General features: G+C 57.7%; 26 protein-coding genes. 10 read left to right on the forward strand and 16 right to left on the reverse strand.

The window, feature by feature from the left end; all coding sequences use genetic code 11:
- Nucleotides 1-2: 2 nt before the first annotated feature.
- On the forward strand, nt 3-377 hold the full coding sequence (nirD, locus tag MHM37_RS09505) for a nitrite reductase small subunit NirD (RefSeq protein WP_153842204.1): 375 nt from the start codon (nt 3-5) through the stop codon (nt 375-377).
- 88 nt (nt 378-465) lie between these two features.
- Here the strand turns inward: nirD and MHM37_RS09510 are convergent, their stop codons facing one another.
- The gene (locus tag MHM37_RS09510; protein WP_058578652.1) at nt 466-1,302 is read right to left on the reverse strand and encodes an alpha/beta hydrolase; all 837 of its coding nucleotides are present in this window, start codon (nt 1,300-1,302) and stop codon (nt 466-468) included.
- Between the two features lie 46 nt (nt 1,303-1,348).
- Nucleotides 1,349-1,903, reverse strand: a complete 555-nt coding sequence (locus MHM37_RS09515; protein WP_239296459.1) for a GNAT family N-acetyltransferase — start codon at nt 1,901-1,903, stop codon at nt 1,349-1,351.
- 129 nt (nt 1,904-2,032) lie between these two features.
- Between MHM37_RS09515 and MHM37_RS09520 the strand changes: the two genes are divergently transcribed.
- Complete coding sequence (locus MHM37_RS09520) at nt 2,033-2,971, forward strand: cation diffusion facilitator family transporter (protein WP_058578654.1); 939 nt, start codon at nt 2,033-2,035, stop codon at nt 2,969-2,971.
- A gap of 44 nt (nt 2,972-3,015) precedes the next feature.
- Here MHM37_RS09520 and MHM37_RS09525 read toward each other — a convergent pair whose 3' ends face one another.
- The 4 genes from MHM37_RS09525 to MHM37_RS09540 form a co-directional block, all read right to left on the reverse strand.
- On the reverse strand, nt 3,016-4,512 hold the full coding sequence (locus tag MHM37_RS09525; RefSeq protein WP_058578655.1) for an alanine/glycine:cation symporter family protein: 1,497 nt from the start codon (nt 4,510-4,512) through the stop codon (nt 3,016-3,018).
- Nucleotides 4,513-4,602: 90 nt separating this feature from the next.
- Complete coding sequence (locus MHM37_RS09530) at nt 4,603-5,370, reverse strand: metallophosphoesterase (protein ID WP_054641358.1); 768 nt, start codon at nt 5,368-5,370, stop codon at nt 4,603-4,605.
- 43 nt (nt 5,371-5,413) lie between these two features.
- On the reverse strand, nt 5,414-6,217 hold the full coding sequence (locus tag MHM37_RS09535; protein ID WP_139525221.1) for an alpha/beta hydrolase: 804 nt from the start codon (nt 6,215-6,217) through the stop codon (nt 5,414-5,416).
- A 63-nt stretch (nt 6,218-6,280) separates the two neighbouring features.
- Nucleotides 6,281-7,993, reverse strand: a complete 1,713-nt coding sequence (locus MHM37_RS09540) for a thiamine pyrophosphate-dependent enzyme (RefSeq protein ID WP_239296460.1) — start codon at nt 7,991-7,993, stop codon at nt 6,281-6,283.
- A 574-nt stretch (nt 7,994-8,567) separates the two neighbouring features.
- Here MHM37_RS09540 and MHM37_RS17105 point away from each other — a divergent pair.
- Nucleotides 8,568-8,690: a hypothetical protein gene (locus MHM37_RS17105; RefSeq protein WP_255303821.1), complete on the forward strand. Its 123-nt coding sequence runs from the start codon at nt 8,568-8,570 to the stop codon at nt 8,688-8,690.
- A 54-nt stretch (nt 8,691-8,744) separates the two neighbouring features.
- Here the strand turns inward: MHM37_RS17105 and speG are convergent, their stop codons facing one another.
- Together speG and MHM37_RS09550 are read right to left on the reverse strand one after the other, a co-directional pair.
- A complete protein-coding gene (speG, locus tag MHM37_RS09545) occupies nt 8,745-9,299 on the reverse strand; it encodes a spermidine N1-acetyltransferase (protein WP_139525219.1) in 555 nt (184 codons plus the stop codon).
- A 124-nt stretch (nt 9,300-9,423) separates the two neighbouring features.
- Nucleotides 9,424-10,782 carry an FAD-dependent oxidoreductase gene (locus tag MHM37_RS09550; RefSeq protein WP_231125514.1) on the reverse strand — a complete coding sequence of 453 codons (1,359 nt, stop codon included), beginning with the start codon at nt 10,780-10,782 and terminating at the stop codon, nt 9,424-9,426.
- Between MHM37_RS09550 and ltaE the strand changes: the two genes are divergently transcribed.
- On the forward strand, nt 10,781-11,791 hold the full coding sequence (ltaE, locus tag MHM37_RS09555; RefSeq protein WP_239296462.1) for a low-specificity L-threonine aldolase: 1,011 nt from the start codon (nt 10,781-10,783) through the stop codon (nt 11,789-11,791). The genes MHM37_RS09550 and ltaE overlap by 2 nt on opposite strands.
- Before the next feature lie 40 nt (nt 11,792-11,831).
- On the opposite strand, the gene MHM37_RS09560 is transcribed toward ltaE, so the two are convergent.
- Both MHM37_RS09560 and fhuB read right to left on the reverse strand, forming a co-directional pair.
- Nucleotides 11,832-12,443, reverse strand: a complete 612-nt coding sequence (locus MHM37_RS09560) for a LysE family transporter (RefSeq protein ID WP_054645171.1) — start codon at nt 12,441-12,443, stop codon at nt 11,832-11,834.
- Between the two features lie 117 nt (nt 12,444-12,560).
- Nucleotides 12,561-14,540 (reverse strand): Fe(3+)-hydroxamate ABC transporter permease FhuB, encoded by a 1,980-nt coding sequence (gene fhuB, locus MHM37_RS09565; protein ID WP_239296464.1) that lies wholly within the window; start codon nt 14,538-14,540, stop codon nt 12,561-12,563.
- A gap of 161 nt (nt 14,541-14,701) precedes the next feature.
- Between fhuB and MHM37_RS09570 the strand changes: the two genes are divergently transcribed.
- The 3 genes from MHM37_RS09570 (at nt 14,702) to fhuF (ending at nt 16,976) form a co-directional block, all read left to right on the forward strand.
- Nucleotides 14,702-15,262 (forward strand): cytochrome b/b6 domain-containing protein, encoded by a 561-nt coding sequence (locus MHM37_RS09570; protein WP_239296466.1) that lies wholly within the window; start codon nt 14,702-14,704, stop codon nt 15,260-15,262.
- A gap of 62 nt (nt 15,263-15,324) precedes the next feature.
- Complete coding sequence (locus tag MHM37_RS09575) at nt 15,325-16,092, forward strand: ATP-binding cassette domain-containing protein (protein ID WP_239296468.1); 768 nt, start codon at nt 15,325-15,327, stop codon at nt 16,090-16,092.
- Between the two features lie 110 nt (nt 16,093-16,202).
- Nucleotides 16,203-16,976 carry a siderophore-iron reductase FhuF gene (fhuF, locus tag MHM37_RS09580; protein ID WP_239296470.1) on the forward strand — a complete coding sequence of 258 codons (774 nt, stop codon included), beginning with the start codon at nt 16,203-16,205 and terminating at the stop codon, nt 16,974-16,976.
- An 8-nt stretch (nt 16,977-16,984) separates the two neighbouring features.
- Here fhuF and MHM37_RS09585 read toward each other — a convergent pair whose 3' ends face one another.
- Entirely contained in the window at nt 16,985-18,640 is a 1,656-nt protein-coding gene (locus MHM37_RS09585; RefSeq protein WP_239296472.1) for a multidrug ABC transporter permease/ATP-binding protein, read from the reverse strand.
- 156 nt (nt 18,641-18,796) lie between these two features.
- Between MHM37_RS09585 and MHM37_RS09590 the strand changes: the two genes are divergently transcribed.
- Together MHM37_RS09590 and MHM37_RS09595 are read left to right on the forward strand one after the other, a co-directional pair.
- The gene (locus MHM37_RS09590; RefSeq protein WP_239296474.1) at nt 18,797-19,663 is read left to right on the forward strand and encodes a LysR family transcriptional regulator ArgP; all 867 of its coding nucleotides are present in this window, start codon (nt 18,797-18,799) and stop codon (nt 19,661-19,663) included.
- A 160-nt stretch (nt 19,664-19,823) separates the two neighbouring features.
- Nucleotides 19,824-21,620 carry a diguanylate cyclase gene (locus MHM37_RS09595; protein ID WP_239296476.1) on the forward strand — a complete coding sequence of 599 codons (1,797 nt, stop codon included), beginning with the start codon at nt 19,824-19,826 and terminating at the stop codon, nt 21,618-21,620.
- Between the two features lie 12 nt (nt 21,621-21,632).
- Here the strand turns inward: MHM37_RS09595 and MHM37_RS09600 are convergent, their stop codons facing one another.
- From MHM37_RS09600 to MHM37_RS09610, 3 genes are all read right to left on the reverse strand, one after another.
- Nucleotides 21,633-22,364 carry a hypothetical protein gene (locus MHM37_RS09600; RefSeq protein ID WP_239296477.1) on the reverse strand — a complete coding sequence of 244 codons (732 nt, stop codon included), beginning with the start codon at nt 22,362-22,364 and terminating at the stop codon, nt 21,633-21,635.
- 42 nt (nt 22,365-22,406) lie between these two features.
- Nucleotides 22,407-22,964 carry a cytochrome b gene (locus MHM37_RS09605; RefSeq protein WP_239296478.1) on the reverse strand — a complete coding sequence of 186 codons (558 nt, stop codon included), beginning with the start codon at nt 22,962-22,964 and terminating at the stop codon, nt 22,407-22,409.
- An 88-nt stretch (nt 22,965-23,052) separates the two neighbouring features.
- Entirely contained in the window at nt 23,053-23,925 is an 873-nt protein-coding gene (locus MHM37_RS09610) for a LysR substrate-binding domain-containing protein (protein WP_239296479.1), read from the reverse strand.
- Between the two features lie 134 nt (nt 23,926-24,059).
- Between MHM37_RS09610 and MHM37_RS09615 the strand changes: the two genes are divergently transcribed.
- Nucleotides 24,060-24,938 (forward strand): DMT family transporter, encoded by an 879-nt coding sequence (locus MHM37_RS09615; RefSeq protein WP_239296480.1) that lies wholly within the window; start codon nt 24,060-24,062, stop codon nt 24,936-24,938.
- Here the strand turns inward: MHM37_RS09615 and MHM37_RS09620 are convergent.
- Nucleotides 24,921-25,400: a hypothetical protein gene (locus tag MHM37_RS09620; protein WP_239296481.1), complete on the reverse strand. Its 480-nt coding sequence runs from the start codon at nt 25,398-25,400 to the stop codon at nt 24,921-24,923. The genes MHM37_RS09615 and MHM37_RS09620 overlap by 18 nt on opposite strands.
- 138 nt (nt 25,401-25,538) lie before the next feature.
- On the reverse strand, nt 25,539-26,327 hold the full coding sequence (locus tag MHM37_RS09625) for an RsiV family protein (RefSeq protein ID WP_139525662.1): 789 nt from the start codon (nt 26,325-26,327) through the stop codon (nt 25,539-25,541).
- Between the last annotated feature and the right edge of the window lie 10 nt (nt 26,328-26,337).

The following is a 26,337-nucleotide window of genomic DNA, read 5'->3' on the forward strand; positions in this document are numbered from 1 at the left end:
CCATGACCGCCACCGCACTCAAACCAACGAACCGCAACGCTACTTGGCAACCGCTCTGCACCAAAGCAGACCTCGTGGCGTTTTCCGGCGTCGCCGCATGGCTGACGACATCGGCAGGCCCAGCCCAAGTGGCGCTGTTCTATCTGCCCGGCCACGCCCAAGAGCTCTATGCCCTGGATCACTTCGACCCTTTCTCGAAGGCCCATGTGATTGCCCGTGGCATCGTCGGCGATATCAAAGGCAGTCCCGTCGTGGCCTCGCCACTCTACAAACAGCACTTCCGCCTAGAGGATGGCCAATGCCTGGAAGAAGATGAGGTAAAGCTGCGCACTTGGCGCGTCGCTTTCAAGGGAGATAAGGTGTGGGTGGAAGGCTAGCCAAACGCATGCTTCTACAGCGCCACCCTGCCATGCAAACAGCCGCACCGCCTTTCCAGGCGGCGCGGCTGTTTGAGAGGGACGCTCTTTATTGATCCAAAAACCGGATCAGCGCCTGGTTGAATGCCTCGGGATGGGTGGCGTTCAGCCCGTGTGGGCCGCCCTCGATCACCTCTAGCGACGCGTTGGGTAGCAGCTCAGCGGCGCGTTTGCCGCTCACTTCAAATGGAACGATGCCGTCAGCATCCCCGTGTAAGACCAGCGCCGGAATGTCGATCTTGGGTAAATCCTGGCGAAAATCGGTGTAGCTAAACGCCTTGATACAGTCGTACGTCGCCTTAGGCGAGGCGAACGCCGCGATATCGCGGTGGTAAAGCCGGTTCGGCTCGCTGATCAGGTCGCTGTTGTCGTTGGCGGTAAAGAAATTCTTGGTGAAATCGTCCAAGAACGCGATACGGTCGCCTTGCACCCCCTGCAGGAACTGGTCGATGGTGGCATCGTCCAGCCCGCCTTCCGGGTTATCGTCGGTTTTATACAGATAAGGCGGCACCGCCGCAGCCAGCACCGCTTTACTGACACGCTCGGTGCCGTAGCTCGACAAATAGCGCGCGACTTCGCCGCCCCCCATGGAAAAGCCCACCAGGGTCGCATCGTTGAGATCCAGCACGTCCAGCAGCTTTTTGAGATCCGAGGCGAGTGTATCGTAATCGTAACCACCATCCGCTTGCGTCGAGCGGCCAAAGCCACGGCGGTCATAGGTCACCACTTTATAGCCTGCTTCCACCAACGCGGGTACCTGCTTCTCCCAGGAGCGCCCACTCAATGGCCAACCGTGGATCAGTACGACCGGTTTACCTGCCCCGTGAACCTCGTAATAAATCTCGACCGGTGTGCCCTGCTCGGTGCCTGCATTCAGAAATGGCATCGCATCAACCTCCTGGTTTGGCGTTTACGGAAAACGTCATTCAAGGCTAGTACAACGTGTTATTAGCTGCCAAACCATGGGACAAGGCAGGTGAGTACTCGAATATCCAGCAATCTCTAGGCGCTCCACTTACCCTGGAGTAGCCAGGCAATCGCTTCTGGGCGGTAAATCCACCTTTTGCCAGGACACGTTGGGAAGCTGCGTTGTCCACCGCCACGACGGCTTCCAACTGCGTAACACCGTACACGCAACGCGCCTCCGTCAGCAGGTGTTTAAGTGCGCTCTGCGCCACCCCCCGACCACCGGCACCCTGCGCAATCCGATATCCCACCCAGGCATGATCATCGGCAATGTTACGTAGGTTAGCGCGTCCCACGATGACACCTCGCTGGCGAATGATGAGCGGATGCATCTTGCGGTGCGCATTGAGTGCTAAACAATCGATGATGTGTTTAGCCACCCCTTGTAAGGTGTAAAAGCACTCGGGCCTGGCCTCGATATGCTGCTCGAACCACGCACGCTCTGCGCGCTCGAACTGCAGCAGCTCAACCGCATCTTCGTGCGTTAACAAATGGAAGGTTACGTCTTTGACATGGCGCATCTCCACATCCCTCCTTGGGTGCAGTGCAGGGGTAAGCTCATGGCGGGGCATAAATCACTGACATTCCCTAGCGTGATATTGCTATGCTTGCCAGCCTCTTGATTCGGTAGGCATGGGAGCCATACGTTCGTGAAGACAGAATCCAGTACCTTGGCCTTTTCCGCCTTCATGGCACTGCTGATTGGCTGTGCCGGTATTGTGGCCACCTTGGCCTCGAACTCCCAAGCCATCCTATTGGACGGCTTGTTCAATCTTATCTACTTTAGCGTAGCGCTGGTGACCATCAAGGTCAGCAAGCTGGCCAGTCGCCCAGATAGCGAGTCGTACCCCTTTGGTTACAGCTACTTCGAGTCGCTGGTTAATTTATGCAAAGGTTTGCTGATTTTGGGGGTATCCATCTTCGCGCTGGTAGATGCCGTGGCCGCTTTGCTGACGGGTGGGCGGGAGATTTCTGCAGGGCTTGCGGTAATGTATGCGCTGTTTGCGACCGCCGCTTGCTCGCTCACTGCCTGGGTCATGCAGCGTAGTCAACGCCATGTCAGTAGCCCCTTGGTGGCCGCCGACAAACTAAACTGGCTGGTCAATAGCGTGATTTCAGGGGCCGTACTGGCGGCTTTTTGCCTAGTGATGCTGTTTGATCGTCTCGGCTGGCGGACTGTTCTTCCCTACATCGATTCGGTCTTGGTCATTGCGGTCGTCGTCCTCTGCCTGGGGGTCCCCGTGCGCATGGCATCGCAAGCGCTAAGAGAGCTGCTCAACAAAACTCCGGAAGAAGCCGTCGCCGAACCGGTGCGCCAAGCCGTTGCCCGTGGCCTTGCCGATATCGACACCCTGGAAGTGCGCGTGCGTATGGTGCGCCCCGGCCGCCTGCTCTACGTCATCGTCCATGTGGTGCTGCCCAAGGGCCTCCCCGAAGCGACACTGGCGAAACAGGACGCGCTGCGTCAGCGCATCGACGAAGAAGTACGCCGCGACTATTCGCCCGTGGTGTGCGACGTGGTCTTTACTGCCGACAACCGCTGGGCGGCGCCCTCTTGTGGGCTGTTGGTAGAGAAACCTGCTAGCTAACCCCTAACACGTCAAGAGCGGCTCGAAGGCCGCTCTTGACGCGCTTACCGATCGACCGGCTTTTCATCTTTTACCGGCCACACATCCTCATCCACCAGCTCTGGATTTTTGAGTATGGCGGGGTCGAACAGCGGTTCCTCGATGCCCTGTCTCCGCTGACGTTCGTAATCCTTCAACACCGAGACCGCAATCGGCGCCATCAGTAGAATGGCAAACAGGTTGGTCGTGGCCATCAGGCCCATGGCGAGGTCGGCAAAATCCCAGACCACGCTGAGTTCAGCGACAGAGCCCAGCAACACCATGGCGATGATAACGATCTTGAATGCGCCCACCGCTTTTTTGGCGTGGCGGCGGAACAGGTATTCGATGTTTACCGAAGAGAAGGAGAAGTTGGCCAAAATCGAGGTAAAGGCAAAAAACAGTATGGCAATGGCAATAAAGATCTCACCAAAGCCCCCTAGATGATCCACCATGGCATCTTGGGTAAGCTGGATGCCCTCGATGCTCTCCCCCGGCGACTCGGATAGCAGCCGTTCATAAACACCGGAAAGCAGAATCACCACCGCCGTGCAGCTACAAATCACGATGGTATCGACAAACACCCCAAAGGATTGCACTAACCCCTGGGCTGCTGGATGCTTCACAGTGGCCTGGGCCGCCGCATTGGGGGTCGAGCCCATACCGGCCTCGTTAGAAAAGAGGCCGCGCTTGATGCCGTTTTCCATGGCAGCCTTGATGGCGTAACCCGCCGCGCCACCGACCGCCGGGCCTAACCCAAAGGCACTCATCACGATCAACGACAGCATGTCGGGCACGGCGGAGAGGTTGGCAAACAGAATCCATAGCGCCACCAGCAGGTAGGCAATGGCCATGACCGGTACGATTTTCTCAGCCGTGCGTGCCACCGACTTTAACCCGCCATAGATCACGACACCTGCCAGTGCCGCAATAACCACGCCGGTCAGCCAGTTAGGAATGCCAAAGGCACCGCTCATGCCCTGGGCGATGGTGTTGGATTGCGCCGCATTGAATGCCAGTCCGTAGGCAATGATCAAGAACACCGCAAACAGCGACCCCAGCCAGCGCCAACCCAGACAGCGCTCGATATAGAACGCAGGGCCGCCGCGAAAGACCCCATCTTCGTTGCGGTGCTTGTACACCTGCGCCAACGTCGACTCGATAAACGAGGTCGCAAACCCCACCAGAGCCGTCACCCACATCCAAAAAATCGCTCCCGGCCCGCCAATCCATAGTGCCAGAGCGACACCCGCCAAATTACCGGTTCCGACCCGCGCCGCCATGGAGGTCGCGAATGCCTGAAAACCACTGATGCCATCTCCCGCTCCGCGCGCGGTAAAGGTCACGTGGGCCATGTGCCGAAACATGCGAAACTGCATCCCGCGCGTCATGATCGTGAACAGCAGGCCTGCTCCCAGTAGCAGGTATACCAGGATATAGCTCCAGATAAAGTTGCTGATGGGCATCATGACGGCATAAAGGCCGTCGCGAAGTGGCCCTAGCACCGTTTCTAATAATTCCATGGCCTTTCACTCCCTGTGGTTATATGAGCAACTGTCATCGTCACAAGTAGGAGTGTAGCTAGGTTATAGAGCAGCGCGTCATTTCAGCCCTTATTCACCTACCGTGACCACCCAATCAGGCCGAAACAGCGGCGGCGAAAACTCCTCTGGATAACCGCCCGGGTTGGCGATAACGCGGGTGCCATCGCACCACGTATCCACCGGCTCGTGAACGTGACCATGGATCCAGAGATCCATCTTGCCCATTAAGTGCGGCAAGTGGGAGGCAAAGGCTGGGGACAACGAATCGCCTAAGTACTGCTCTGGAATACAGCGATGTAAGGGCGCATGGTGTGTAATCACCACGCGGGGGCCATCAAAAGCTTGTTGGAGTTCATCTTGCAGCCACGTCAGTGCTTCCCGGTGCATGTATTGGCTGGCTTGAGGCGTGAACACTTGGCCGGGGGCCGTGGTAATGATGCGAAAATCAGGCATGTAACGCAGCGCTTTAGACTCGGTATCGGCAGGGTTCCGTGTGGGGTCATCGGCATAAAGCGCGAAATCCGTCCATAGCGTGGTGCCATAAAAGCGCACGCCTCTTAGGGTCACGCAGCGATTATCCAGCAGTTCGATATCATACCGAGCGGCTTCCAGCGCTAACTCTTGGCGCAGCAGCGGCATGCAGGTGCCATAGAACTCATGGTTGCCCGGCACGTAAAGAATCGGCAGGTCGGGAAACTGCTGGCGTGCCCACGCCAGCCCTTCTGCTCTTCGATGAATATCCCCTGCCAGCACCACCACATCCGCGTCGGCAGGGGGCAGCTCGCGGTGACCATCAAAATGCTCTAAATGAAGATCGGATAAGACTCTTAAACGCATAGAACGTCTCACGTGGTGCCTACATGGGCTTGGTATCGGGTCGTCAATCGTCAAGGCGAAAAATAAACTGACGGATGAACTCCACCACGACGGCTTCGGCCTCCCGGTGTGGCACATGACCGATGCCGGGTAACATTTCGCAGTGGGCGGGGCCTTGGGTGTAGCGGGCAATGCGTTCAGGCTGACGGTGAGAGCCGTATTCATCCTTCTCGCCATGCAGCACGAGCGTAGGGCACCGCACACGTTCAAGCGCAGGAGTGAGGGACCACGCCGCAAATTCGGGGCTTAGCCAAGTATCCGTCCAGGCATCGAACACCCAACGGGCTTTGTTGCCGTGGTACTTGACCAGCTTAGCGAACTGTTCCGGCGTCTGAAACGTCGCTTTTGCCTCTTCGATCCCTTGTCGCGTGCGATTTTCATTGAACGCTTGGGCGGCGATAGTGACGAGCCCCTGGCACTGCGAAAAATAATATCCGGCGCAGTGCACGGCCATACAGCCACCCACGCTATGGCCTAACGCAATAAAGCGAGTCACCTGTAGCGCATGACAGATGGCCGCAAAGTTGCCCCTCGCTTCATCGTCGATAAAACTGAGCGGCAATGGTGTTGAAGATGCATCGGAGCGGCCAAAGCCGAGCCGGTCATAGGCAATGACCCGTTGCCGCGTTGCTGCGCATAATGCTTCGGGGAAGTTGCGCCACAAATCCACGCATCCGAGAGAGTCGTGAAACAGTAGGATAGGAACCTCTGACCGTATGCGATCTGGTTCCCAAGTGCGCGTAAATAAACGACCGTTGGGGGTACTCACCCAACGGTCATAGTGATGAATAGCTGGCGTTAGCGTCATAGCATTGCTCTTGATATTGTCAGTGTGTCATGCGCCACTGCCAACATAGCATGCGATAACCCACTAGCGTTTCAAGAAGTTGCTTTTGACTAAGTGAACGACCTCATCCATGCGCCCGCTCAACACGGCTTTAGCGGAGTAGAGGGCGGTCGAGGCGACCTGCCCGGCCTCGACCTTGGGGGGCATCACCAGCTCCATGGGATTCACCACCACATCCAACAAGGCAGGCCCCGGCTGGGCGAGCCACTGGCTAATCGCGACGTCCAGCTCGTCTTCTTGCTCGACTCGGCGGCCCCATAATCCCATGGCAGCGGCAACCTCGCCAAAGTTGGGGTTTTCGAGCTCGGTGTAGGCATCGAGCATTCCCTCTACTTTTTGTTCTAACTCCACAAAGCTCAAGGAACTGTTGTTATACACCACGATTTTTAGCGGAATTTGCTGCTGTACCAGGGTCAATAAATCCCCCATCAGCATGGTTAACCCGCCATCCCCGCACATGGCAATGACTTGGCGGTGGGGATGCGCGAGCTGAATACCCAATGCCTGAGGATACGCATTGGCCATGGTGCCATGCTGCAAGCTCGCGAGGGTGCGGCGCTGCTGGGAGGCGCGAATATGGCGCAGCATCCATACGTTGACACTGCCAGTGTCTGCCGTAAACAGTGCGTTCTCTGCCGCGTGACGGTCAATCGCCAACGTCAGCTCTTGTGGGTGGATCACTTGGCTATCATGACTTCCATGGGCAGACTTTTCCAACGACTTGGCGTAGCGCTTGCGGCACTTCTCTAGCCAGTGACTGCGCGTATTTTCCTTAACGACTTGAACGAGCGCCTCGCAAGTATCCCGCGTACTGCCGACGATGCCCACGTCCACCGGATAGCGCTTGCCAATTTGTGCGGGATCTCGATCTACCTGAATGATCGTGGCGCGCTCCGGATAGAACTGAGTGAACGCGAAATTACAGCCGAGTAACAGCAGCGTGTCGCACTCGGCCACTGCATGGTAGCCGCCCTCAAGACCATAAACGCCCGTCATTCCCACGTGATAGGGATTGTCGTACTCCATGAAATCTTTTGCCCGGGATGTCCAGGCAATCGGTGCTTGCAGCTTTTCGGCAAGCGCGATCACCTGCTCCCGCGCATCGTCGCAGCCAGCGCCTGCAAAAATAGTGATGTTGCCGCCTTTATTGAGCTGCTCGACGGCGGGCACTAGCGACTCTGCCGTCGGGCGTACCGAGTAGCTAAACCGGTGCGTGCGATAGCCCAGCTGATTCTCCGGGGTTTGTGTCATCACATCACCTGGCACGATAAGGACCGCGACGCCACCTCTGGCAAGCGCCGCTTGGGCGGCTAACGCGGCCATGCGCCGCGCCTGCTCGGCGGAGACGACGGTTTCGCAAAACACGCTGTACTGCTTGAAAATAGCGCTTTGATCGACTTCCTGCGGGAACTGACTGCCCGTTTCGCCTAGCGCGATTTGCGAGGCGATAAGCACGACAGGTGAACCATTGCGATGCGCATCGAACAAGCCGTTCACGAAGTGCAGGCTACCAGGGCCACAGGAGCCTGCGCAGAGCGCTAGCTCCTGTGTCATATAGGCTTCGCCACCGGCGGCAAAACCACCGACTTCCTCGTGGCGAACGCCCACCCACTGGATATCACTTTGCCGTAGGGCGTCCGTAAAGTGGTTCAACGTATCGCCCACCACACCATAGCAGCGCTTGGCGCCGGCGCTTTGCAGGGTTTCGACGATGATCTCAGCAACGTTTGCGCTCATGTGCGACTCCTTTCGCGGGGGAAATGGCACGTCCACCACCAAGCCTAGACCGAGACGATGAGTTTTGCCGGGCGGTCAGAGAGTAGCGCACCATGCTGCGTCGCAGCATAAATGGGTCTACACTGAAAAGGGTGCCCTATAGGAGGACCCTGCGATGACCAACTCGAGCGTCATCACACCCGTGAGCGATGAGGTGCTAGCGTTTTGGCAATGTCAGGCGTATTGGCTGCGCGCCGCCAACGATGCCATCGCCGATTTTTACGGATAGCCAGCGCTTATGCGCCTGTATTTGCCTACTTAGACGAAAAGATAACCTGCAAAGCCGACACAGCGTGTCGGCTTTTTTATATTATGAAAACCTTTTCCATTCAATGATCTAACAAGCATCTTCGTATTGACGCCCCTTTTTGTAAGCTATCTCTTACGCGACATGGCAAATCACTTACATCTTTTGGACTAGAAACGCTCTGCAAAAGCGCCTAATATTCATATCACAGCTATCTTACTGCACTGCACAAAGCAAGCTGCGTATAACAAAAACGATTCCTCTACCTCTGCACCAGGAGTGTTCGCCATGAAGGATGCCATTACTCATAATGCGGCCATGGAAGTCGACGTCATGGAAGTCTGGGCAAAACGCGCGCAGCAGCAACGCGCCGCGTTCGACGCCCTCGCTGCCTATATGCGCCAGCAGTAAGGCACTGACTACGTCTTGGTCAGCGCCTTTGGCAAACGACCAAGACGTGGGGTGTCATGACTCCCAACCGCCCTCGTCAATGGGCTGCTGATCCAACTGCGCCAGATACGTCTCCTGCAGGATATACATACGTTTGACGTCACGGTATTGGCCGTTGATGAAGAATTCCTGTACCAAGTGGCCCTCTTCGATGAACCCGCTCTCCTCGTAGAGATGGATCGCTTTGACGTTCTGTACCGCTACGATCAAGTAGACCTTGTGCAGATTCAAAATCGTGAAGGAGTAGTGCAGCGCTTGGCGAATCAGTGAGCGTGCGAACCCTTTGCCCTGGTGCTCTGGGGTAATGATGATCTGAAACTCGGCGCTGCGGTGGATGTAGTCGATTTCGATCAGTTCCACCAAACCAATCGCGTTACCGGCGCTGTCTTCGGCTACGAAACGCCGTTCGGCGTTGTCGTGTATATGCTTGTTGTACAGCTCTTCGAGTTCATCGAAAGATTCGTAAGGCTCCTCGAACCAGTACGACATGATGCTCTGGTTGTTATTGAGTTCATGGACGAAGCGCAAATCATTGCGCTCCAGGGCACGAAGGAACAAAGCGGGACTCATGGTCGACACTCTCTTAATTCCTCAAACGAGACAATGCCATCACACGGGCAATGTGGCAGGTCAGTCATTTTAACGACAGGATTGACGCAACTGGGTGTGTTAGCCCTCGTAGTGTAGCGTTTTATTAACGGCGCGTTGACGCCATCGAAGGCTCTCGCTGAAAGGAGAACAACGCCCCAAGGGGGTGCTCGCGACCTTCGATCAGTGCACGCAGCAGTTGGGCACCTATCATGCTATACGTGATGCCGTTACCGCCGTAGGCCATGGCGAAATGCACTCGAGGACCTAGCGCCTCGTGAGGCCCGAAATAGGGCAAACCGTCGTCGGTTTCCGCGAACGTGCCACCCCAGCAAAACGTCGGATTGATCTCAAGGTCAGGCCACAGTGTTTCTACCTTGGCCGCCAGCGTTCGCGCTTTTTCCATCACCCGTGCGTCCCGACGCTCGGCAATGTCTTCATCGTCATCCTCTCCGCCGATCAATAACCGCCCTTCTTGCGTGGAACGCAGGTAGAGATACGGTCGTGCGGACTCCCACACCAGCGTGTGTCCCAGCTTGCCCAATACCTCGCTAGGCAAGGGGTCGGTCACAAACGCATAGCTACTACGATTGGCAGCCACTGGCGCTGGCAACCACGTTTGGCTTTCGTACCCAGAAGCGATAATGACCTGTTGGCAACGCAGCGTAGCCCCATTACGAAGCCGAACGTTGACGCCGTCGTCATCAGTTATCAGCTGCTCCACCTGGGTGCGATCGAACACTTGGCTGCCCCGACGGACGACGTTTTCCAGTAAGTGATATGCCATGCGGTATGGGTCGATACGGGCGGCCAACGAGGACAGGATCGCCCCTGGCGCTGAAAAGCCGTAGTCAGCCTCAATCGCACGCTGTTCCAGCCAAGCGACATCGAAGCCGAAGCGCTTGCGCATCGCAAGCTCAGCCTTCAACGCGTCGACATCCGCTTCTTGGCTCGCGAAGTAGAGGCTCTTCTGGCGACTGAAAGCGACATTACCCAACTCGGCAGCCAAGCGCTCTAGCGAGACAATCGCCTCGGCGCAGCTTCGATAGGCCATCACGGCATTGGCCTCACCGTACTGCTCGGCCAAATGCACCATATGGGTGTCGATTTCATACTGCAGTAGCGCCGTACTGGCCGCAGAGCTTCCCCACCCTACATCACGCCTCTCGAGCACTACGACGCGATGGCCGTGGCGGCTTAGCTCGTCGGCGATCAAAGCACCGGTAATACCGCCGCCAATAATCACTGTTTCCGCTTGCAAATCCTGGTTAAGCTGCGGAAAAGGGGTCAATAATCCATTTTTTACCGTCCAGAACGGATAACCACTTTTAAGATCCATCTTATTGCCTATGCTGGATTGCCACACGGTCAGACCGGGCAGATAAACGTTGGGTGTCGCACCCATTAACCATAGTGGATGATTGGCAGCGTGCCCTGTCTCTGCCTCAACCAGGAGTCGTTCCATGAAGATTGATTTAAGAAGCGATACGGTGACACGCCCTACCGCCGCCATGCGAGACGCCATGATGGCGGCCCCGCTGGGCGACGACGTATGGGGCGACGACCCGACGGTGAACGCCTTTCAAGCCACGCTGGCCGAGCGTGCGGGTAAAGAAGCGGCGCTGCTGTTCCCCAGCGGCACCCAGAGCAACCTGGTGGCTTTGATGGCCCACTGCGAGCGGGGTGATGAGTACATCGTCGGCCAGAACGCCCATACCTATCGCTACGAAGGGGGCGGTGCCGCGGTATTGGGCAGCATTCAACCCCAGCCGATCGAAAACGCCCCAGACGGCAGCCTGCCTCTCGACAAAATCGCCGCCGCCGTCAAGGCCGATGACTTCCACTTTGCCCGTACTCGACTCTTGGCGCTGGAGAACACCATAGGTGGCAAGGTACTGCCTGCCGAGTACGTGCAGCAGGCCACCGCGCTGGCCCGAGAACATGGTCTGGCTACCCACCTAGACGGTGCCCGGCTATTCAATGCCGCCGTGGCCACGGACACCTCTCTCAAACAGCTTTGTCAGCCTTTCGACAGCGTGTCGCTATGCTTCTCGAAGGGGTTAGGCACGCCCATGGGCTCGGCACTGGTGGGCTCTCAGGCATTGATCGACCGGGCTCGACGTTGGCGAAAGGTCGTGGGTGGCGGTATGCGCCAAGCAGGCCTCATCGCCGCCGCCTGCCAGCACGCCCTGGATCACCAAGTGGCAGATTTGGCTCACGACCACCGTCGTGCGGCACGCTTGGCCGAAGGTTTGGCAGCCTTTTCCGCCATCGAGGTGACCTCCCAGGCCACCAATATGGTATTCGTGCGCATCGACCCAGCGCATGTCGCGCCGTTGGCTAAGTGGCTCAAGGCGAATGGCGTGCTGATAGAACTTCTTTACGCTACGCGCATGGTCGTGCATCGAGACATTAGCGACGACGATATCGAACAAGTGCTGACCATCGTCCAGCGCTACTTCGATCAGGCGTAGCCGGAGGATGCGTTTCTTGCACGTTGCTTAAACACGTTGCTTAAAACAGTACCGAGTCGAACGCAAGGTGCACTGCGATGGCCGCCATCATCAGGCCGATCAGCCCATCGATGGTGCGCCATGCGCCGGGACGGGAGAGCCATGGCGATAGCGCCGCCCCGCCCCAGGCCAACAGGCTGAACCAGAGAATCGACGCTGTCGACGCCCCCGCGACGAACACGCCAGCACTCTCCTGCTGGGCACCAATAGCGGGAATCAGCAGCAGCGTATCGAGGTAGACCTGCGGGTTGAGCACCGTCACCGCTAGTGTCGCCAGCAGCACACTGCGCAGGCTGCGGGCTTTGACGCCGTTGACTTTCAAGCCTTCACGGCCGCTGACTGCACGCCATAGCGCTTGTGCCGCCAGCCAACTCAAGAACAGCACGCCCACCCAGCGCATGGCTTCCATGGCGCTCGGCATGGTGAGCAAAAATGCGCTGGCACCAAACATGCCGGCCGTCAGTAGCACGACATCCGCACTCATGCACAGCCCCGCCGACCACCAGTGGTATTCGCGGCGAACGGCCAGCCCCAGCACGTAAGCGTTCTGCGCCCCAATCGCCATGATGATGCCGCCACACACCACTAACCCCGTTAGGTAGCTTTCCCACATTGCCGTTCGCCTTATGCTTGAGTAAAGATGGCGCTAGGGTAAGGGAGAGCACACATAAACAAAAATCATCTTGCTAATGATGCATTAGCAAAATTCATAAATGCCGAGACTACGTGCTCATAACCGCCGCAGCCCCCACATGAAGTAGGCACCGCCCAGCAACGATGCTACTAAGCCTGCCGGAATCTCATAAGGGAACATGATCTGGCGGCCCACCCAGTCGGCCAATACCATCAACAACATACCGATCAAGGCAGCGCCTACTAAGTGCTGGCGGGCGCGGGAGAAGCCCAGTAGCCGAGCCATGTGCGGGGCTAATAAGCCAATGAAGGAGAGCGGCCCCACCACCAGGGTGGCGCAGGCGGTGAGCAGAGCGACCAGCAGCAGTAGCGCTAGGCGCGCATGGTTTAAGCCAATGCCCAGTGAACGCGCGGTAGCGGCGCCCATCGGCATGATGTCTAACCAGCGAGTGAACGGCAGCGATATCAGCGCTAGTGCCGCTGCGATTCCTCCCACGAGCAGCGCACTACCCACCTCCACGTAATAGGTAGAGCCTGCCAGCCAGGCGATGACTTGCTGTCCGCGCGGATCACCACCTGCCAGTAGCACACTGCGCACCGCATCGAACAGCGCGCTAATCGCCACACCGCTGAGCAGGAGCCGCTCCGGTACGAAACCACTTTTACGATTGAGCATTACCAATACTAGTAGCGTCGCCAGTGCCCCTAGCGTTCCTATCGCCACTAATAGTGCATGACTGGGGGCAGGGAGTAGATAAATACCCAAGATCAGCGCAATAGCACAGCCACCGCTAATACCCAACACTTCGGGGCTCGCCATGGGGTTGGCCGAAAGGCGTTGAAGAATGGTCCCCGCTATTGCCAGCATCAAACCGCTAGCCGCTGCCGCCATTACGCGCGGAAAGCGCCACTCAATCACCCCCCAATTCGTCGGGGCGATGATGCTCCAGCCGTTGGCCCCTTGCCCCACTAAATGGCCCACCACCATGGCCGCCACCAGCGCCAGCAGTAGCCCTGTGATTAAACGGTGGGGCGCAGCGTGACGCGTGATCACCACCCCAGATGCCTGGGGCGGACGGTCCCCCTGCAGCTTAAGGCGGGGAATCAACCACATGAGTAGTGGCGCGCCTAACGCTCCGGTCACGGCCCCGGTGGGAATTAGCGTCGCTACCATGCCGGAAAAGCGCTGCAGCAAGAGATCCGTGGTGGCCAGCAGCACAGCGCCTAATAACGTCGACCAAAGTATGCGCGCGCGCAATGTGCGTGCTCCCGCCATACGGACGATATTGGGAGCCGCTAACCCTATGAAGCCGATGATCCCGACCACGCTCACCACGCTACCGGTGAGGAAGACCGCCAGCCCTAACCCGGCAAAGCGCAAATGCTTGAGCGAAATCCCCAGGCTTTTGGCGCTGGCGTCGTCAAGCTCTAACACGGCTAAAGGGCGAAGCAACAGCCACGCGGCCAAACCGCAAAGAGCCAGTCGTGGCGCCAGTGACGCCACGCCATCCCAGCCATTCTGCGCCAGAGAGCCTGCCCCCCAAATCAGCAGCCCCGCCAGGGTTTCATGATTGAACAACAGCAAGGCTGTAGAGAGCGCGCCCAGATACAGATTGACCACCAACCCCGCCAGCACCACCGCGATGGGCGCCAATCCACGCCGCCACGAGAGTGCAAACACCAGCCCCATAGCGGCAGCGCCACCTAGCAGCGCAATCCACTCACTGCCTATCGCAAGCATGCCGGGGGCCAATAGCGTCACCGCCATCAGCGCCAAGTTGGCGCCCGACGCCACGCCCAAGGTGGTGGGCGATGCCAGCGGGTTACGGAGCACCTGTTGCATCAGCACCCCAGCCAGCGCTAGACCGCCACCGGCTAATAGCGCAATGGTAAAGCGCGGCCACCAAGCGAAGTGCAGCAGCAGCTCATCGACGTTATCGAACGTGGGAGACAACAGCGCCTGTGCGCTCTGCGCGATACCGCCCTGCTGCTGCAAGCTCAGCCACAGCAATACCATCAACGGCAAGCTCAGCAGTAAGCAGATAGGAGCGGGAGAACGGCGACGCATCAGGTGCATGACAATATCCCGTCAACGAGGACAGCGGAAGCACGGGCAGGCATTGTCATGGGCGTGACCTTGGCAATCGAGAAAGCAGAAAATAAATCAAAGGGCGAGATTCTAAATGATAAGTATTCACACTACAATCTTGTCCAACGCCCAGACTCATGAGCCTCATTATGTTGAAAGCAGTGTCAAACTCTGCCGCCTTGCCCAACACATGGCGAGATACGCCCTTTCGCTACGGCCTGGTCAGCCGCTCGTTTCACTGGCTCACGGCGCTGTTGGTACTCACCCAGTTTTTCGTCGTGGCCATGTGGCGTGTGTTGGGCGAAACGAGCGTGACGTTAATGCTGTCACGGCTAGCGCCACACGGTGCGATCGGACTACTGCTAATGGTCATCACTTTAGGGCGATTACTTTGGTGGTATAGCCAGCGTCATCAGCGGCCGCAGCCACCGAAAACGCTACGTGGCCAACTGGCGCGCATCGTGCATGGGGCGTTTTATGCCCTGTTAATGCTGATTGCCAGCCTTGGCTTAATCAGACAATACGCTGGCGGCTGGCCACTCAAGGCGTATGGCTGGGAGCTGATTCCTGGTGCAGAGAACGATATTCCGGCGCTCATGCTCCCTGCCGACCTGCTGCACAGTCCGCTCTCTTGGCTACTGCTTCTGCTGGTGGCCGGGCATATCGTCATGGCCATTATAGGCGGCCGGTCACGGAAAATTTCTAAATGATAACTATTAGCGATACAATATATCATTCATTTGCTCAATGCCCGCTTGGTCAGGAGTGACGCATGTTTAACGTTCAGGGTGCCACCTTCGCCATCAACGGCAAGCCCCTTCTTCAACCGATTCACCACACCTTTGAAGAAGGCAAGGTGTATGGTCTGATTGGCCATAATGGCTCTGGAAAATCGACGCTGATCAAGCTGCTGGCCCAGCAGCAGCCCGTCAGTGAAGGCGAAATTCACTTTGATGAACGCCCTTTACAGGCGTGGGGGCATCGCGAGTTTGCCCGCCAGGTCGCCTACCTGCCCCAGCATCTACCTAGCGCCGAAAACCTCACTGGCCGTGAATTGGTGGCGTTTGGGCGTTACCCCTGGCACGGTCTACTGGGTCGCCATAATCAAAAAGACAAAAAGGCGATCGAGCGGGCGATTGCCCTCACCCACACGGAAGCCTTCGCTGACCGCTTAGTGGATACGCTCTCGGGCGGAGAGCGCCAGCGGGTATGGCTGGCCATGCTGATTGCCCAGGGCAGCCGCTTTCTACTGTTGGATGAGCCGCTCGCGGCGCTGGATATCGCCCACCAAATGGAAGTATTGGCGCTGATTCGTAAGCTCTGCGACGAGCTGAACCTGGGCGTGATCATCGTTCTTCACGACATTAACATGGCCTCACGCTATTGCGATGAACTCATGGCGCTTCACAGTGGCCGCCTGCTGGCCCACGGCACGCCCGATGCCCTGATGCAAAATACCACCTTAGAAGCCATTTACGGCCTACCCATGCAGGTCATGCAGCACCCCAATGGCGGACACCGCATAGCCGTGGCGCAATGAACGCCACGGCTGGAAGAAGAGTCGTTCTCAATTAACTCTTCAACTGATAAGCATTATCGCTTATGCTGAGACTCCACTCACGTGCGCTTATCACGTCTTGGAGTTCGGTTATGCCTCTCGCTTTGCGCCAACCCGACACCGTCTTGCCACTGTCTCTCGCTGATTGCTATCAAGGGCCGCTTGAGCATTTTACGCCGCCATTGATCGAAGGAGCGGTGCCACAGGGGGCTATCAAGGCGTCTCGCTGGCGCAATGCTGCGCTGCTCGAAGAGGACATGGCGCGCTACGCCAGCCGCTACCCGAATGGAGACAAGCGCGCCATCGCCTCGCTTTGGTCGAAATGGCACTTCAGCACCCTTACCGTTCCCACGCTGACCGCTCATCTGCTGCTCAATCGCGACCTACCCGTTGGGCTGGATGATCTCTATGTGATTCAAAATGAGGGAGGCTGTACTCAAGGGCTTTGGCTACCCCATGAAGGCGAGCGTTTTACTACGCTGGACACCGCTGCTCGCTTTGCCACGCTCATCGAGCAGCACTGGGCCCCGCTCATCGAGCGCCTCTCGGCCATTTCCGGGGCCGCACCACGGGTATTTTGGAGCAACGCAGGCGGCTACGTGGATTACTACGTCAATGCCCTGGCAGCACACCCGCTGGTCAACCAAGAAGCCCTGGCCGCCACGCGTGCACTGCTGGAATCGCGCACCCTCAACGGACAGCGCAACCCGTTGTATGAGCCAGTACGTACGTACCAACCCAGCGGCAGCGGAGAGGTCAAGCGGGTGCGCAAGCTCTGCTGCCTGCGCTACCTGCTCGATGAGTTTGACGTATGCGGTAATTGCCCACTAGAAGGGTGCGACCGCCAAGCGCGTCGCAAAGGATAAGCCGCTCGTTACGAGCTGATCTGCGCCACCGCATCTTCACTGGCCTGTGCCCGCTGCTCTCCCGTCAGCTCACTCAGCTGCCCCTTGGACATTTCCAGTAAACGATCCGCATGGACGAAGTAGCTGTCGTCATGGCTAATGGCAAACACGGTTTTGCCCATCGCTTTCAAATGGGGTAACAGCTCGCGGTAAAACAGCCGCCTGAACTGCGGGTCTTGGTCGGCCGCCCACTCGTCCAGCAGCAGAATATCCCGCTCCTCGGCAATCGCCAGCAGCAGTGCCAAACGCTTGCGTTGCCCTTGCGAGAGCTGTGTATTCACCACGCGATCAGCCTGCCACTCCAGCTTCTGGTGCATTTGCAGCCGCTCGAGCCAGGTCGTGACCAGCGCGGGGTCGGCCACGCGGCCACCCGGCCCCATGGCTTGGTCGAACTGGTGGAAATCGGTAAAGACGCTGGCAAAGCGCGCCCGAAACGCCGCCCACTCTGGTGGGCCAAGCTCCTTGCCATCCACGCTGATTTGGCCACTTTGCGGGCGGTACAACCCTGACAGCAGGCGCGCCAGCGTCGATTTTCCGCTGCCGTTGCCGCCAATCAGAAACACCTGCTCGCCACGCGCCAGCGTAAGATTGAGCGGCCCCACCTGGAAGCCTTCACCCCCGGAGGATGGCGTGTAGCGATACACCACGTTGGTGAGCGTCAAGCGCTGCCAATCGTGGAAGCGGTCCTCCACCTCGAAGCCCGGCTGGTACTCGGCCAACGCCAGGCTGGCCAGTTTATCGAACGCCACCTGGGCGCTGATCAGTGTAGGCCATGCCCCCACGGCCTGAATCAAGGGCGTGCGTAAAAACAGCAGGGTCAAAGCAAAAGTGGCCGCCACCGCAGGACTTGCCCACCCCAGCACGTTGGCCATGAAAAACACCACGCCAATGGCGCCCAGCATCATGATGTTGGACCAGTTATTGGCGCTGAGGTGGTAGGTGTCTGCGCGAATAATATGATGACGGTACGCTTTGGCGTTCTCCGTGTAGGATTCATCAAAAAAGCGCCGTGCGCGGTCACGGTTAAGCGCCAGCTCTTTGCGGCCTTCTATCGCCGATTGATAATCCTTATACAGCCGATCCTCGCTTTCGCGCACCTGATGAAAGTGGCGATACACCTTCGACACCAGCACCCAGCCAACGCCCATGGTGAAGGCCATCCAGAGCACGGTAATCACCACCATCTGCGGTGAGAGCCACGCAAGGTAAGCCACCGAGGCCAGCGTGAGTACCACGCCCTGCACCAGCTCCGGCAGGCGAACGAAACCGATGGTGATATTGCGAACATCGCTGGAAAGACTTGCCAGCAGGGTGGCGTTACCTAGCTGCTCTAACCGTTCGATATCGGTATCCAGAATCCGCTTCACCAGCCGGGAGCGCAGGTCGAAGACGAAATGGTGGCCCAACAAGGTGAGCGCTAGCTGTGTGCCCAGCGTGACCGCCAGCAGCAGCGCCAATAGCCCTAAAAATTGAGGCAGCGCAGAGAGGGCACTACCCGCTTCGATCAGCCGCTGGTTGATGAACGCAATCACCCCCACGCCCAGTCCGGCGCTCATCATGCTCAGCGCCAGCGCGCCCAAAAACGGCCAGCGGTAATGGCGAAACACCACTCGCAATAATTCCATACCTCATCCCCTTTACGCACAGGCGGCGAATTGTGACGCACTTCTCTGCCAAGTCAAACAAAGAGACTGATTTTCATTTACGCAGTTTGGCTCACGCGCCTTTACTCATCGCGGCAGTGTTGCTTAACTGCCCTAGCCAACCACTGAGAGAACGCCATGGTGGATTACAAATTACTGCATGCCCTAGCCACCGTGGTGGAGTGCGGCGGCTTCGAGCGGGCAGGCGACATGATGGGCCTCTCGCAGTCGGCCATTTCACAGCGGATAAAGGCGCTGGAAGTCCGCTTGGGCCAGCCGGTGCTGGTGCGCCACCCCACGCTTGCACCCACGCCCGCAGGCCAGCGGTTGCTTGCCCATTATCAGCAAGTGCAGCTGCTAGAACGGGACTTACACGAGGCGCTTCCGACCTTGGAAAAAGCCGCGCCGCGACTGCGCATCGCCATCAATGCCGACAGCGTCGTGACTTGGTGGGCCGATGCCGTGGCGGATATTTGTCAGTCGGAAGGGGTGCTGATGGACTTGGTCATCGAAGACCAGGACGTTGGACTGAAGCGACTGCGCGATGGCGACGTGGCAGCCTGCCTGTGCGCCACTCCCCAGCCCATCGCCGGCGCTCGCTGCCTGCACGTCGGTGACATGCACTATCAGCCGTTGGCATCGCCCTACTACGTGGCACGCTATTTCCCGGACGGCCCAAGCCTGAATGCGTTTCAACACGCACCGGCCATCGTATTTGGCCCACACGACCAGCTACAGCATCAGTTTTTAGCGCAGTGGGGCTATCAGGGATATTTCCCCTACCATTTATGCCCCTCATCAGAGGGCTTCGTTCGGCTGGCAGCCGCCGGCATTGGCTATGGCATGATTCCCCAGCGGCAGGCCGCCGAGTCGCTACAGTCAGGTCAGTTGGTGAGCATTGCACCAGGGCATGGATTGACCGTCCCCCTATATTGGCACTTTTGGCGACACAGTGGGCAATTGATACAACGGCTGACCGAAAGGCTGAGCCATCTCACGCTTTAGCATCATTCTCATCTACTCGGGGACAAACGCGTCTACAATCAAAATGTTTTTAGAACGTTGTCATGCTGTTTGATAGGACGGGGCGTCATTATTTCGCCTTTTCGTTAGCGATCAGGGTTGCCTGAGCGGAGTAACAACAAACATCAAGAAAGCGAACGCTATGGATGCTAACGGTTGTTTGAAGCGCCTATTTGCCACTTTTCTTACGCTCTTACTCATTGCAGGCAGTCAGGTCAACGCTGCTGATACGCTGTCGGCGTCTCCCGAACACGACCGTTACTCGCTTAATGACGTGACCCGCTATTGGCATACCGATACCCCCCTGACGCTGCGTGATGTGCTAACCCGCACGGACGATTTTCAACCCGTTACAAGTGAATCTGATTTGCACTTTGGCTATACGCAAGGCGACACTTGGCTAACCACGCGCTTGCATAATCCCTCTCCACGCCCTGCCACGTGGCTGGTCACGTTCGAATACCCTTTTTTGGATCACGTCACGCTCTATACGCTGAGGGCGCACTTTACCGACGTGCAGCAAAGCGGCAGTGCCCTGCCGCTATCAGAGCGCGCCCTCGCTCATCGTCAGGCCATTTTTCCTGTGACCTTAGCAGGCGACGAAACCGTCACGCTGTATAGTCAAGTCTCGGCTGCCGGTAGCAAAGTACTGAATTACAGCGTCATGACGCCCGAAGCGTTCTACGCCCAAAACGACCGCCACAATTTTTGGCTCGCCACGTACTTCGGCATGCTGCTTGCGTTGGGGCTGTATAACTTTTTGCTTTTCTTTGGCCTCAAAGAACGCGTCTTTCTCTACTACTCGCTGTTTGCCTTCGGCTTCACGTTGGCGATTTTGACCTTCAACGGTTTGGGGACGCTGATTTTCTGGAGCTTTCTTGGTGAGCAGACTGCCCGGCTCGTCGCCATTGGTTTTACGTTTGCTTCGGCTATGGCCACGCTGTTTGCCCAAAGTTTTCTGAATACGTGGCGTTATAGCCCACGTTGGCACCGGACGCTCACGCGATTTCGCTTTGTGTGCTGGGGGGTGCTCATCACGGTATTCGTCATCCCTATCCAACCGGCGCTGATATTGATGGATATCGCAGGCTTTACGGCTGCCCTACTACTACTGGTTTGCGGACTCTATTGCTCATGGCGACGCGTCCCCAGTGCTCGCCTATTCGTTGTGGCATGGTCGATCTTTTTACTCGGCGCAGCCGTGTTTGCACTGCGTAATATGAGTATATTGCCCGCCAACTTCGTCACGCTCCACGGCATTCAGATTGGCTCCGCCATCGAAATGTTGCTGCTCTCCTTTGCCTTGGCGGCACGTTTCAATAAATTGAAGAGGCAAAAAGAGCAAGCGCAAGCCGATACCGTGGCGATGCTGAAAAAACAAGAGGCCATTTTAGAAGCCAAAGTGGCGACTCGGACCGAAGCACTAGAGAAGCTCGCCAATTACGACATGCTGACAGGGCTACTCAACCGGCACGGTTTAGTTCGGCATGCCGATGCTGCCCTGGCGCGTAGCCATACTCACGGGGAACCGCTTGCGCTCATCATGTGCGACTTGGATCGCTTCAAACCGATCAATGATCAGTATGGGCATGAGGCAGGGGATTTCGTGCTTCAGCAAGTAGCCAAACGGTTAGAACATATTGCACGCGAGGGAGATCACTGTGCTCGCTTTGGTGGCGACGAATTCATTTTGCTGCTGGAGAAAATTCAACACCCCAGCCTGCTGGAGGACATCTGCAGCCGCATCACTCAAGCCCTGAGCGACCCCATCAAACTACCCTGCGGAGCGATGGTCCATGTAGGCATCAGCATCGGCGTCAGTCTTAGCCATGCCGACAACGCCACTCTCGCCCAACTGCTCAAAGAGGCCGATCGCCAGATGTATGTTGATAAATCAAAGCGCTGCTCTCCTTACCGGTACTTCTCAACAGGCTGTTGACCGACCGACGCTTCACGCAAACGTTAACAGCAGCGTGCACGCAAAAGCCCCCGCTGCAAACGGCCAAAAACGACTACAGCGCTGTTCGGGTAGTTCCTCTTTCAATACGTTGAGAATCAAACCGCCTGCGACGAACGCATACACCAAGCTTGTGACGGCCTCAGCCACTTCGACCAGGACGCCCACGGCCCACCCGGCAACGATCGCCACTGCCAATATCCAGCGACCCTGAGTGGCATAGAGCGTGCGGTGATGCGAGGCTAGACCGTAGTCATTCACTAAAAAGTGGAACCCCATCGCCAAAAAAAAGAAAAGCTCACTGGGCAACTGGGTATTGCGATAAACGAGCAAATAGCCAAACAGCGCGTTATAAATGGCAAAGGCCACCACATGCACCCAGAAAACGCTTTTTTGATTCTCAACTCTCTTCGTGCCGGTCGACGCGATGGTTGGTTTCCGCGAGCGCCGTTTGACCCAGTGTTCCAATCCATAAAAATAAGCTAAACCGAGTAACGCCACGATATACGCGTTGTGCTCGAGTAAACCAAGCACGCCATGATCAGAGATGGCTCGATGAGCGGCATTGAGCTCTGGAAATATATGAATGAAGACATACCCGACCGAAAATCCGCCGGCAAACGAGAGCCAAGCGCTTCGTGGCAGGGTGTCCAATCGATGAAGTTTACCTGCGAATAAATGAATCGCTGCCAATGCCATGGCAAAGGCCAGCTGCAACACCTCCATACTTGACGCTCCTTGTCATTATCGCTTCCTTACGCACGACCGTTAATCAAACAGGCTCATGCGCTTCATGACGTTATCGCGCTTGATTCGCCAATGAAATAGCGCGCCCGCCACGTGCAGTGTGATCAATACGACCAGTGCCCAGCCCAAACGCTCGTGCCACATGAAGAGGGTGTCTGAGAGTGCTTCGTTCTTGCCTAGCAGTCCCGGCAAATGCCAGTGAAAGAACTCCACGGGAAAACCGCCCGTTGCCGTGGCGGCCCAGCCGATCAACGGCATCGCTACCAGCCCCGCGTAAAGCAAGTGATGAACGCTGGTGCTGAGGACACGCTCGAAAGCGTTCAAAGGCGGATCATGGTCCGGCACCACGAAAGCGACTCGCGTGATGATGCGAAGCGTCATCAGTAGCAGAATCGCTACTCCCAGCGTCTTATGGCTGGTATAGAGCACGTTGGTCAGCGTATTCCCGACCAGCGCCAAGGTGCGTTCATAGCCCAAAAACCCCAGTGTCAGGCCGCTCGCCAGCGAGAGCAGCACCGCCAGTGCCACCAGCCAGTGCAGCACCCGGTGTGGATAGATGTAGTGATCTAACTCGTGCATTCAAGACTCCCTGCCCAGCCATGTCGTCACCGTCAGCATAGTGCAACGTCGACCCGTTAGAAAAATAATGATTAGCCAGCGGTTTACCTTATAACGCTTCGCTGGGAGCCGCTAGCTGTTCTCGGATCAATTCTCCAAGCCGACGAGCGGGCTCGGAAGGTCGATGAGGTGCCCGGTGGAGCGCCAGCTCGATCATCGGCAGTGCTGGCAACCCGCTGCTCTCATCCAGCGGGCGCAGCATAGGCGTGAGCATGCTGCGCGTGACCACCACTACCGCCAGCCCTGCCGTGACAATCGGCGCTAGCCCCGCCATGGATTGGCTCGTATAGGCCACTCGCCAATCTCGCCCGGCGGCTTGCAGCGCCTGCTCGGCCACTTCGCGAAATACATCCGCGCCTGGAGTGTAAAGCGCCAGTGGAATGGGGTCACTCATGGAGGGCTGCTGATGCACCCCCACCGCCCAGACCAGCGGCTCACGGCGAATCACATCGCCCCCGGGCGAGTGCCGCTGGCGCGTCACCAGCGCCAAATCCAGCGCCGAGGCTTTCACCTGTTCGACCAAATGCGCGCTGGTCCCACACTGAACCGTCAGCCCCACGGCCGGGTAGAGCTGATGAAAATACGCGAATACCGACGGCAGCAACGAGGCGTAATCCTCAGGAATGCCCAGCGTAAGATCGCCGGTAATCTGGCGGGCCTGCATATCGCTCCAGGCGTCATCATTGAGGGCGAGCAGTTTTCGCGCATGGGCTAGCAGACGCTCTCCTTCTGGGGTAAAGCGTAGTCGCCGCCCTTCTCGTTCATGCAAGCTGACCGTCAACTGCGTCTCCAACCGCTGTAGCTGCATGCTGACGGTGGACTGCGTATACGCCAGCCGTTTGGCCGCAGCAGTAACGCTGCCGGTATCTGCAATGGCCACCAGCGTTCTCAACAGCGTTAGGTCAAAGGTAGGCGCCCTCATATATCACCATTGTCGATGTTATCGATCAAAAAAGATCGTTATCTTGATGTGTTTGTGATGAGTATGCTGCGCGTGATGAAGGTATTTCAAGGCTCGCTGCCACCAGGGTGAGTCAACACACAAGGAGACGCGCGATGCAGACCCGTCACTCATCGATTTTGCAATCCCCGTCCTACAGTATCGGTGCGGCCCTGGTGGCCGTCACATTATGGAGCATGGCACCCCTGATGGCGGAGCTTGCCCGTGCCACCGCACCCCTTCAGCTAACCGCGCTGACACTGTTGGCAGGCGCACTGGCGACCCTCCCGCTGAGTCGCCGCGTGCCGATGGCCCGCTGCGCGCTGAGCTGGACGCTGGGCGTTTGGCTAGGCATTCCGCTGCTGATCGTAGGCGCCGTCAGTAGCTACTTCATTGGTATGCGTCTTGCTCCCGCCGCAGAGGCGGCGCTGATCACCTATACATGGCCTGTACTGTTCGTCTTGTTGAGCCAGTGGAGCCGCTGGGGCCGATTGCATTGGGCCAGTGTGGCTGGGGCGCTGATTGCTTTTTCGGGCGCGGCTATATTGCTGCTGCCCCAAGCGCTCAACGGCGGCTTCGGTGGTGTGGCCTCGGGCTATGGGTTGGCCTTGCTTGCGGCGTGCTGCTGGGCACTCTACTCATGGCTGGGTCAAGCGGCTCCCATCGCATTGACGCCGCTACTACCGAGGTTGCTGCTAATAGCCTGCGCCTTCACCTGTATTGGGAGTGTCTGGCTCGAGGGCGACGTTGCGCTTCCTCGTGGTGAAGCGTTGGTGGCCGGTATCGCGTTGGGCTTGGGGCCCTACGGCATCGCCATGGTGGCGTGGGACAAAGCGCTGCGCTTTGGTCAGGCTAGCCTCGTGGGCAGCTTGGCTTACGGCGTGCCCATTCTGGCAGCGCTGCTGCTGGTCTTGGCCGGCATGAGCGTGCTTGACTGGCGGCTTCCCACCGCCGCGCTACTGGTGGTAGTGGGCTGCTTAAAGGCGGGCCGCTGAGGTGGGCATCATCATCTCGCTAAACAGCACGCTGGCCAGTAGCTCGGGCAACCAGGAGGGCGAAAAGGTCTCCTTTTCGGCGCTCTGCATCTGCGCGAGCGACCACCATGCAAAACGAGGCGCAGTGCCGCCGCCGTGGGCCAATAACCGCGTGCCTTGAAGGCTTCTGTGGGGGGTCGGCTGAGTGTCGGGGCAGCGCACAAGGAAAAAGCGCTCCTCGAAGGGCTGGCCTGCGCTATCGGCTTGTCGGCGCTGACGAAGTAATGGACCTAAAGGACAGACAAGCCCGACATCTGCATAAAGCAGGCGTATCGCTGCGGCTGGATAATCATCATCGTGTGCTAATGCGCTGCCCAATGGCGTCCAATGGTCAAGCGAATCATCGCGTTTGAGCAGCAAATGCCCCTTTGGGTCAACGACCAGTAGCTGCACCTGCCGAGCGGCTTGCGTATCGAGTGTCATAAGCGGTCCATGCCTATCGATCTAAGTGGATGAATAAAAAAGCAGCGGCCAGCACGTCTCATGCGGGCCGCTGCTTCTCAGCGTAGCCGATCATCGGCGATTTGTTTTAAGCCATTAGGCGCGATTGCTCGAGTCGCGTCATTGCCCTAGGTAGCGGGGCTTGGCTATCCCCGCCAACGCATCAAGAGGGAGGGTGAGCGTGGGTTGGCCCACCGCATAAGGCGCAATCTCATAGACGTTGTAGGTCACTTCCCAGCGATCCTCCAGCGGCGCAATGTTGCGACTCGGGCTAAGCGGCCAGTCAACGGCAAACTGCTCATCGAAGCCCGCCTCGGTGATCCAGCGCCGATGTGCCTCTGCCAACAGCGCATCGAAAGCAGCCGCTTGCCCCTCTAACAGCATCTCGTCGGGCTCGACGACACGATGTTCGCGCTCATCAATGACCATATAGTCCGTCAGCGGCAGTCCATGAGCCTGACCTGCGTGGTACACATAGCTGTTCAGCTCGATCACTAGTAGATCGTGGTGACGCGCGTAGACCGACGCTTCCAACAATGCCTCGCTGGTCATGTTGCCTGGCGCAACACGATTATCTTCCGCCGCCATGGCCAAGAAACGATCGGCGTACTCGTCCCAGCTCTGTGCAGGCTGCGCCGCTTCCTCGTCGCTGATGGGCATGCCCAGAGTGAGCAAGCGTGTTCGCAAGGCGTCACTCAGTGTGGACGATTGAGGAAACGTCAGTGCCGAGACAGTCACCGTCGAGCACTGCTCGGCATGGCAACCTGACGCCACGTACTGTTTTTCCACGGCAAGCGAGGCCAGGGCAATCGGCTCGCGGGGAGATTTATCAGCGGCCAAACAGCCACCTAGTAATAGCGTTCCGACGAGTGATAGTCCTGCTCCTAGCGTTTTGAACGTGCGTAACATCATAACCTCC

This window comes from Halomonas sp. MMH1-48 (assembly GCF_022348105.1).
GTDB lineage: Bacteria > Pseudomonadota > Gammaproteobacteria > Pseudomonadales > Halomonadaceae > Vreelandella > Vreelandella piezotolerans.

Coding starts and splice junctions, on each gene's coding strand:
- MHM37_RS09605 (WP_239296478.1), bottom strand. CDS start 22,964: ATGCACGAGTTAGATCACTACATCTATCCACACCGGGTGCTGCACTGG.
- MHM37_RS09510 (WP_058578652.1), bottom strand. CDS start 1,302: ATGCCATTTCTGAATGCAGGCACCGAGCAGGGCACACCGGTCGAGATT.
- MHM37_RS09575 (WP_239296468.1), top strand. CDS start 15,325: ATGTTTAACGTTCAGGGTGCCACCTTCGCCATCAACGGCAAGCCCCTT.
- fhuF (WP_239296470.1), top strand. CDS start 16,203: ATGCCTCTCGCTTTGCGCCAACCCGACACCGTCTTGCCACTGTCTCTC.
- MHM37_RS09595 (WP_239296476.1), top strand. CDS start 19,824: ATGGATGCTAACGGTTGTTTGAAGCGCCTATTTGCCACTTTTCTTACG.
- MHM37_RS09615 (WP_239296480.1), top strand. CDS start 24,060: ATGCAGACCCGTCACTCATCGATTTTGCAATCCCCGTCCTACAGTATC.
- fhuB (WP_239296464.1), bottom strand. CDS start 14,540: ATGCACCTGATGCGTCGCCGTTCTCCCGCTCCTATCTGCTTACTGCTG.
- MHM37_RS09570 (WP_239296466.1), top strand. CDS start 14,702: ATGTTGAAAGCAGTGTCAAACTCTGCCGCCTTGCCCAACACATGGCGA.
- MHM37_RS09610 (WP_239296479.1), bottom strand. CDS start 23,925: ATGAGGGCGCCTACCTTTGACCTAACGCTGTTGAGAACGCTGGTGGCC.
- MHM37_RS09525 (WP_058578655.1), bottom strand. CDS start 4,512: ATGGAATTATTAGAAACGGTGCTAGGGCCACTTCGCGACGGCCTTTAT.
- MHM37_RS09600 (WP_239296477.1), bottom strand. CDS start 22,364: ATGGAGGTGTTGCAGCTGGCCTTTGCCATGGCATTGGCAGCGATTCAT.
- MHM37_RS09515 (WP_239296459.1), bottom strand. CDS start 1,903: ATGCGCCATGTCAAAGACGTAACCTTCCATTTGTTAACGCACGAAGAT.
- MHM37_RS17105 (WP_255303821.1), top strand. CDS start 8,568: ATGAAGGATGCCATTACTCATAATGCGGCCATGGAAGTCGACGTCATG.
- MHM37_RS09530 (WP_054641358.1), bottom strand. CDS start 5,370: ATGCGTTTAAGAGTCTTATCCGATCTTCATTTAGAGCATTTTGATGGT.
- MHM37_RS09590 (WP_239296474.1), top strand. CDS start 18,797: ATGGTGGATTACAAATTACTGCATGCCCTAGCCACCGTGGTGGAGTGC.
- ltaE (WP_239296462.1), top strand. CDS start 10,781: ATGAAGATTGATTTAAGAAGCGATACGGTGACACGCCCTACCGCCGCC.
- MHM37_RS09625 (WP_139525662.1), bottom strand. CDS start 26,327: ATGTTACGCACGTTCAAAACGCTAGGAGCAGGACTATCACTCGTCGGA.
- MHM37_RS09540 (WP_239296460.1), bottom strand. CDS start 7,993: ATGAGCGCAAACGTTGCTGAGATCATCGTCGAAACCCTGCAAAGCGCC.
- MHM37_RS09585 (WP_239296472.1), bottom strand. CDS start 18,640: ATGGAATTATTGCGAGTGGTGTTTCGCCATTACCGCTGGCCGTTTTTG.
- MHM37_RS09560 (WP_054645171.1), bottom strand. CDS start 12,443: ATGTGGGAAAGCTACCTAACGGGGTTAGTGGTGTGTGGCGGCATCATC.
- nirD (WP_153842204.1), top strand. CDS start 3: ATGACCGCCACCGCACTCAAACCAACGAACCGCAACGCTACTTGGCAA.
- MHM37_RS09535 (WP_139525221.1), bottom strand. CDS start 6,217: ATGACGCTAACGCCAGCTATTCATCACTATGACCGTTGGGTGAGTACC.
- MHM37_RS09620 (WP_239296481.1), bottom strand. CDS start 25,400: ATGACACTCGATACGCAAGCCGCTCGGCAGGTGCAGCTACTGGTCGTT.
- MHM37_RS09550 (WP_231125514.1), bottom strand. CDS start 10,782: ATGGAACGACTCCTGGTTGAGGCAGAGACAGGGCACGCTGCCAATCAT.
- speG (WP_139525219.1), bottom strand. CDS start 9,299: ATGAGTCCCGCTTTGTTCCTTCGTGCCCTGGAGCGCAATGATTTGCGC.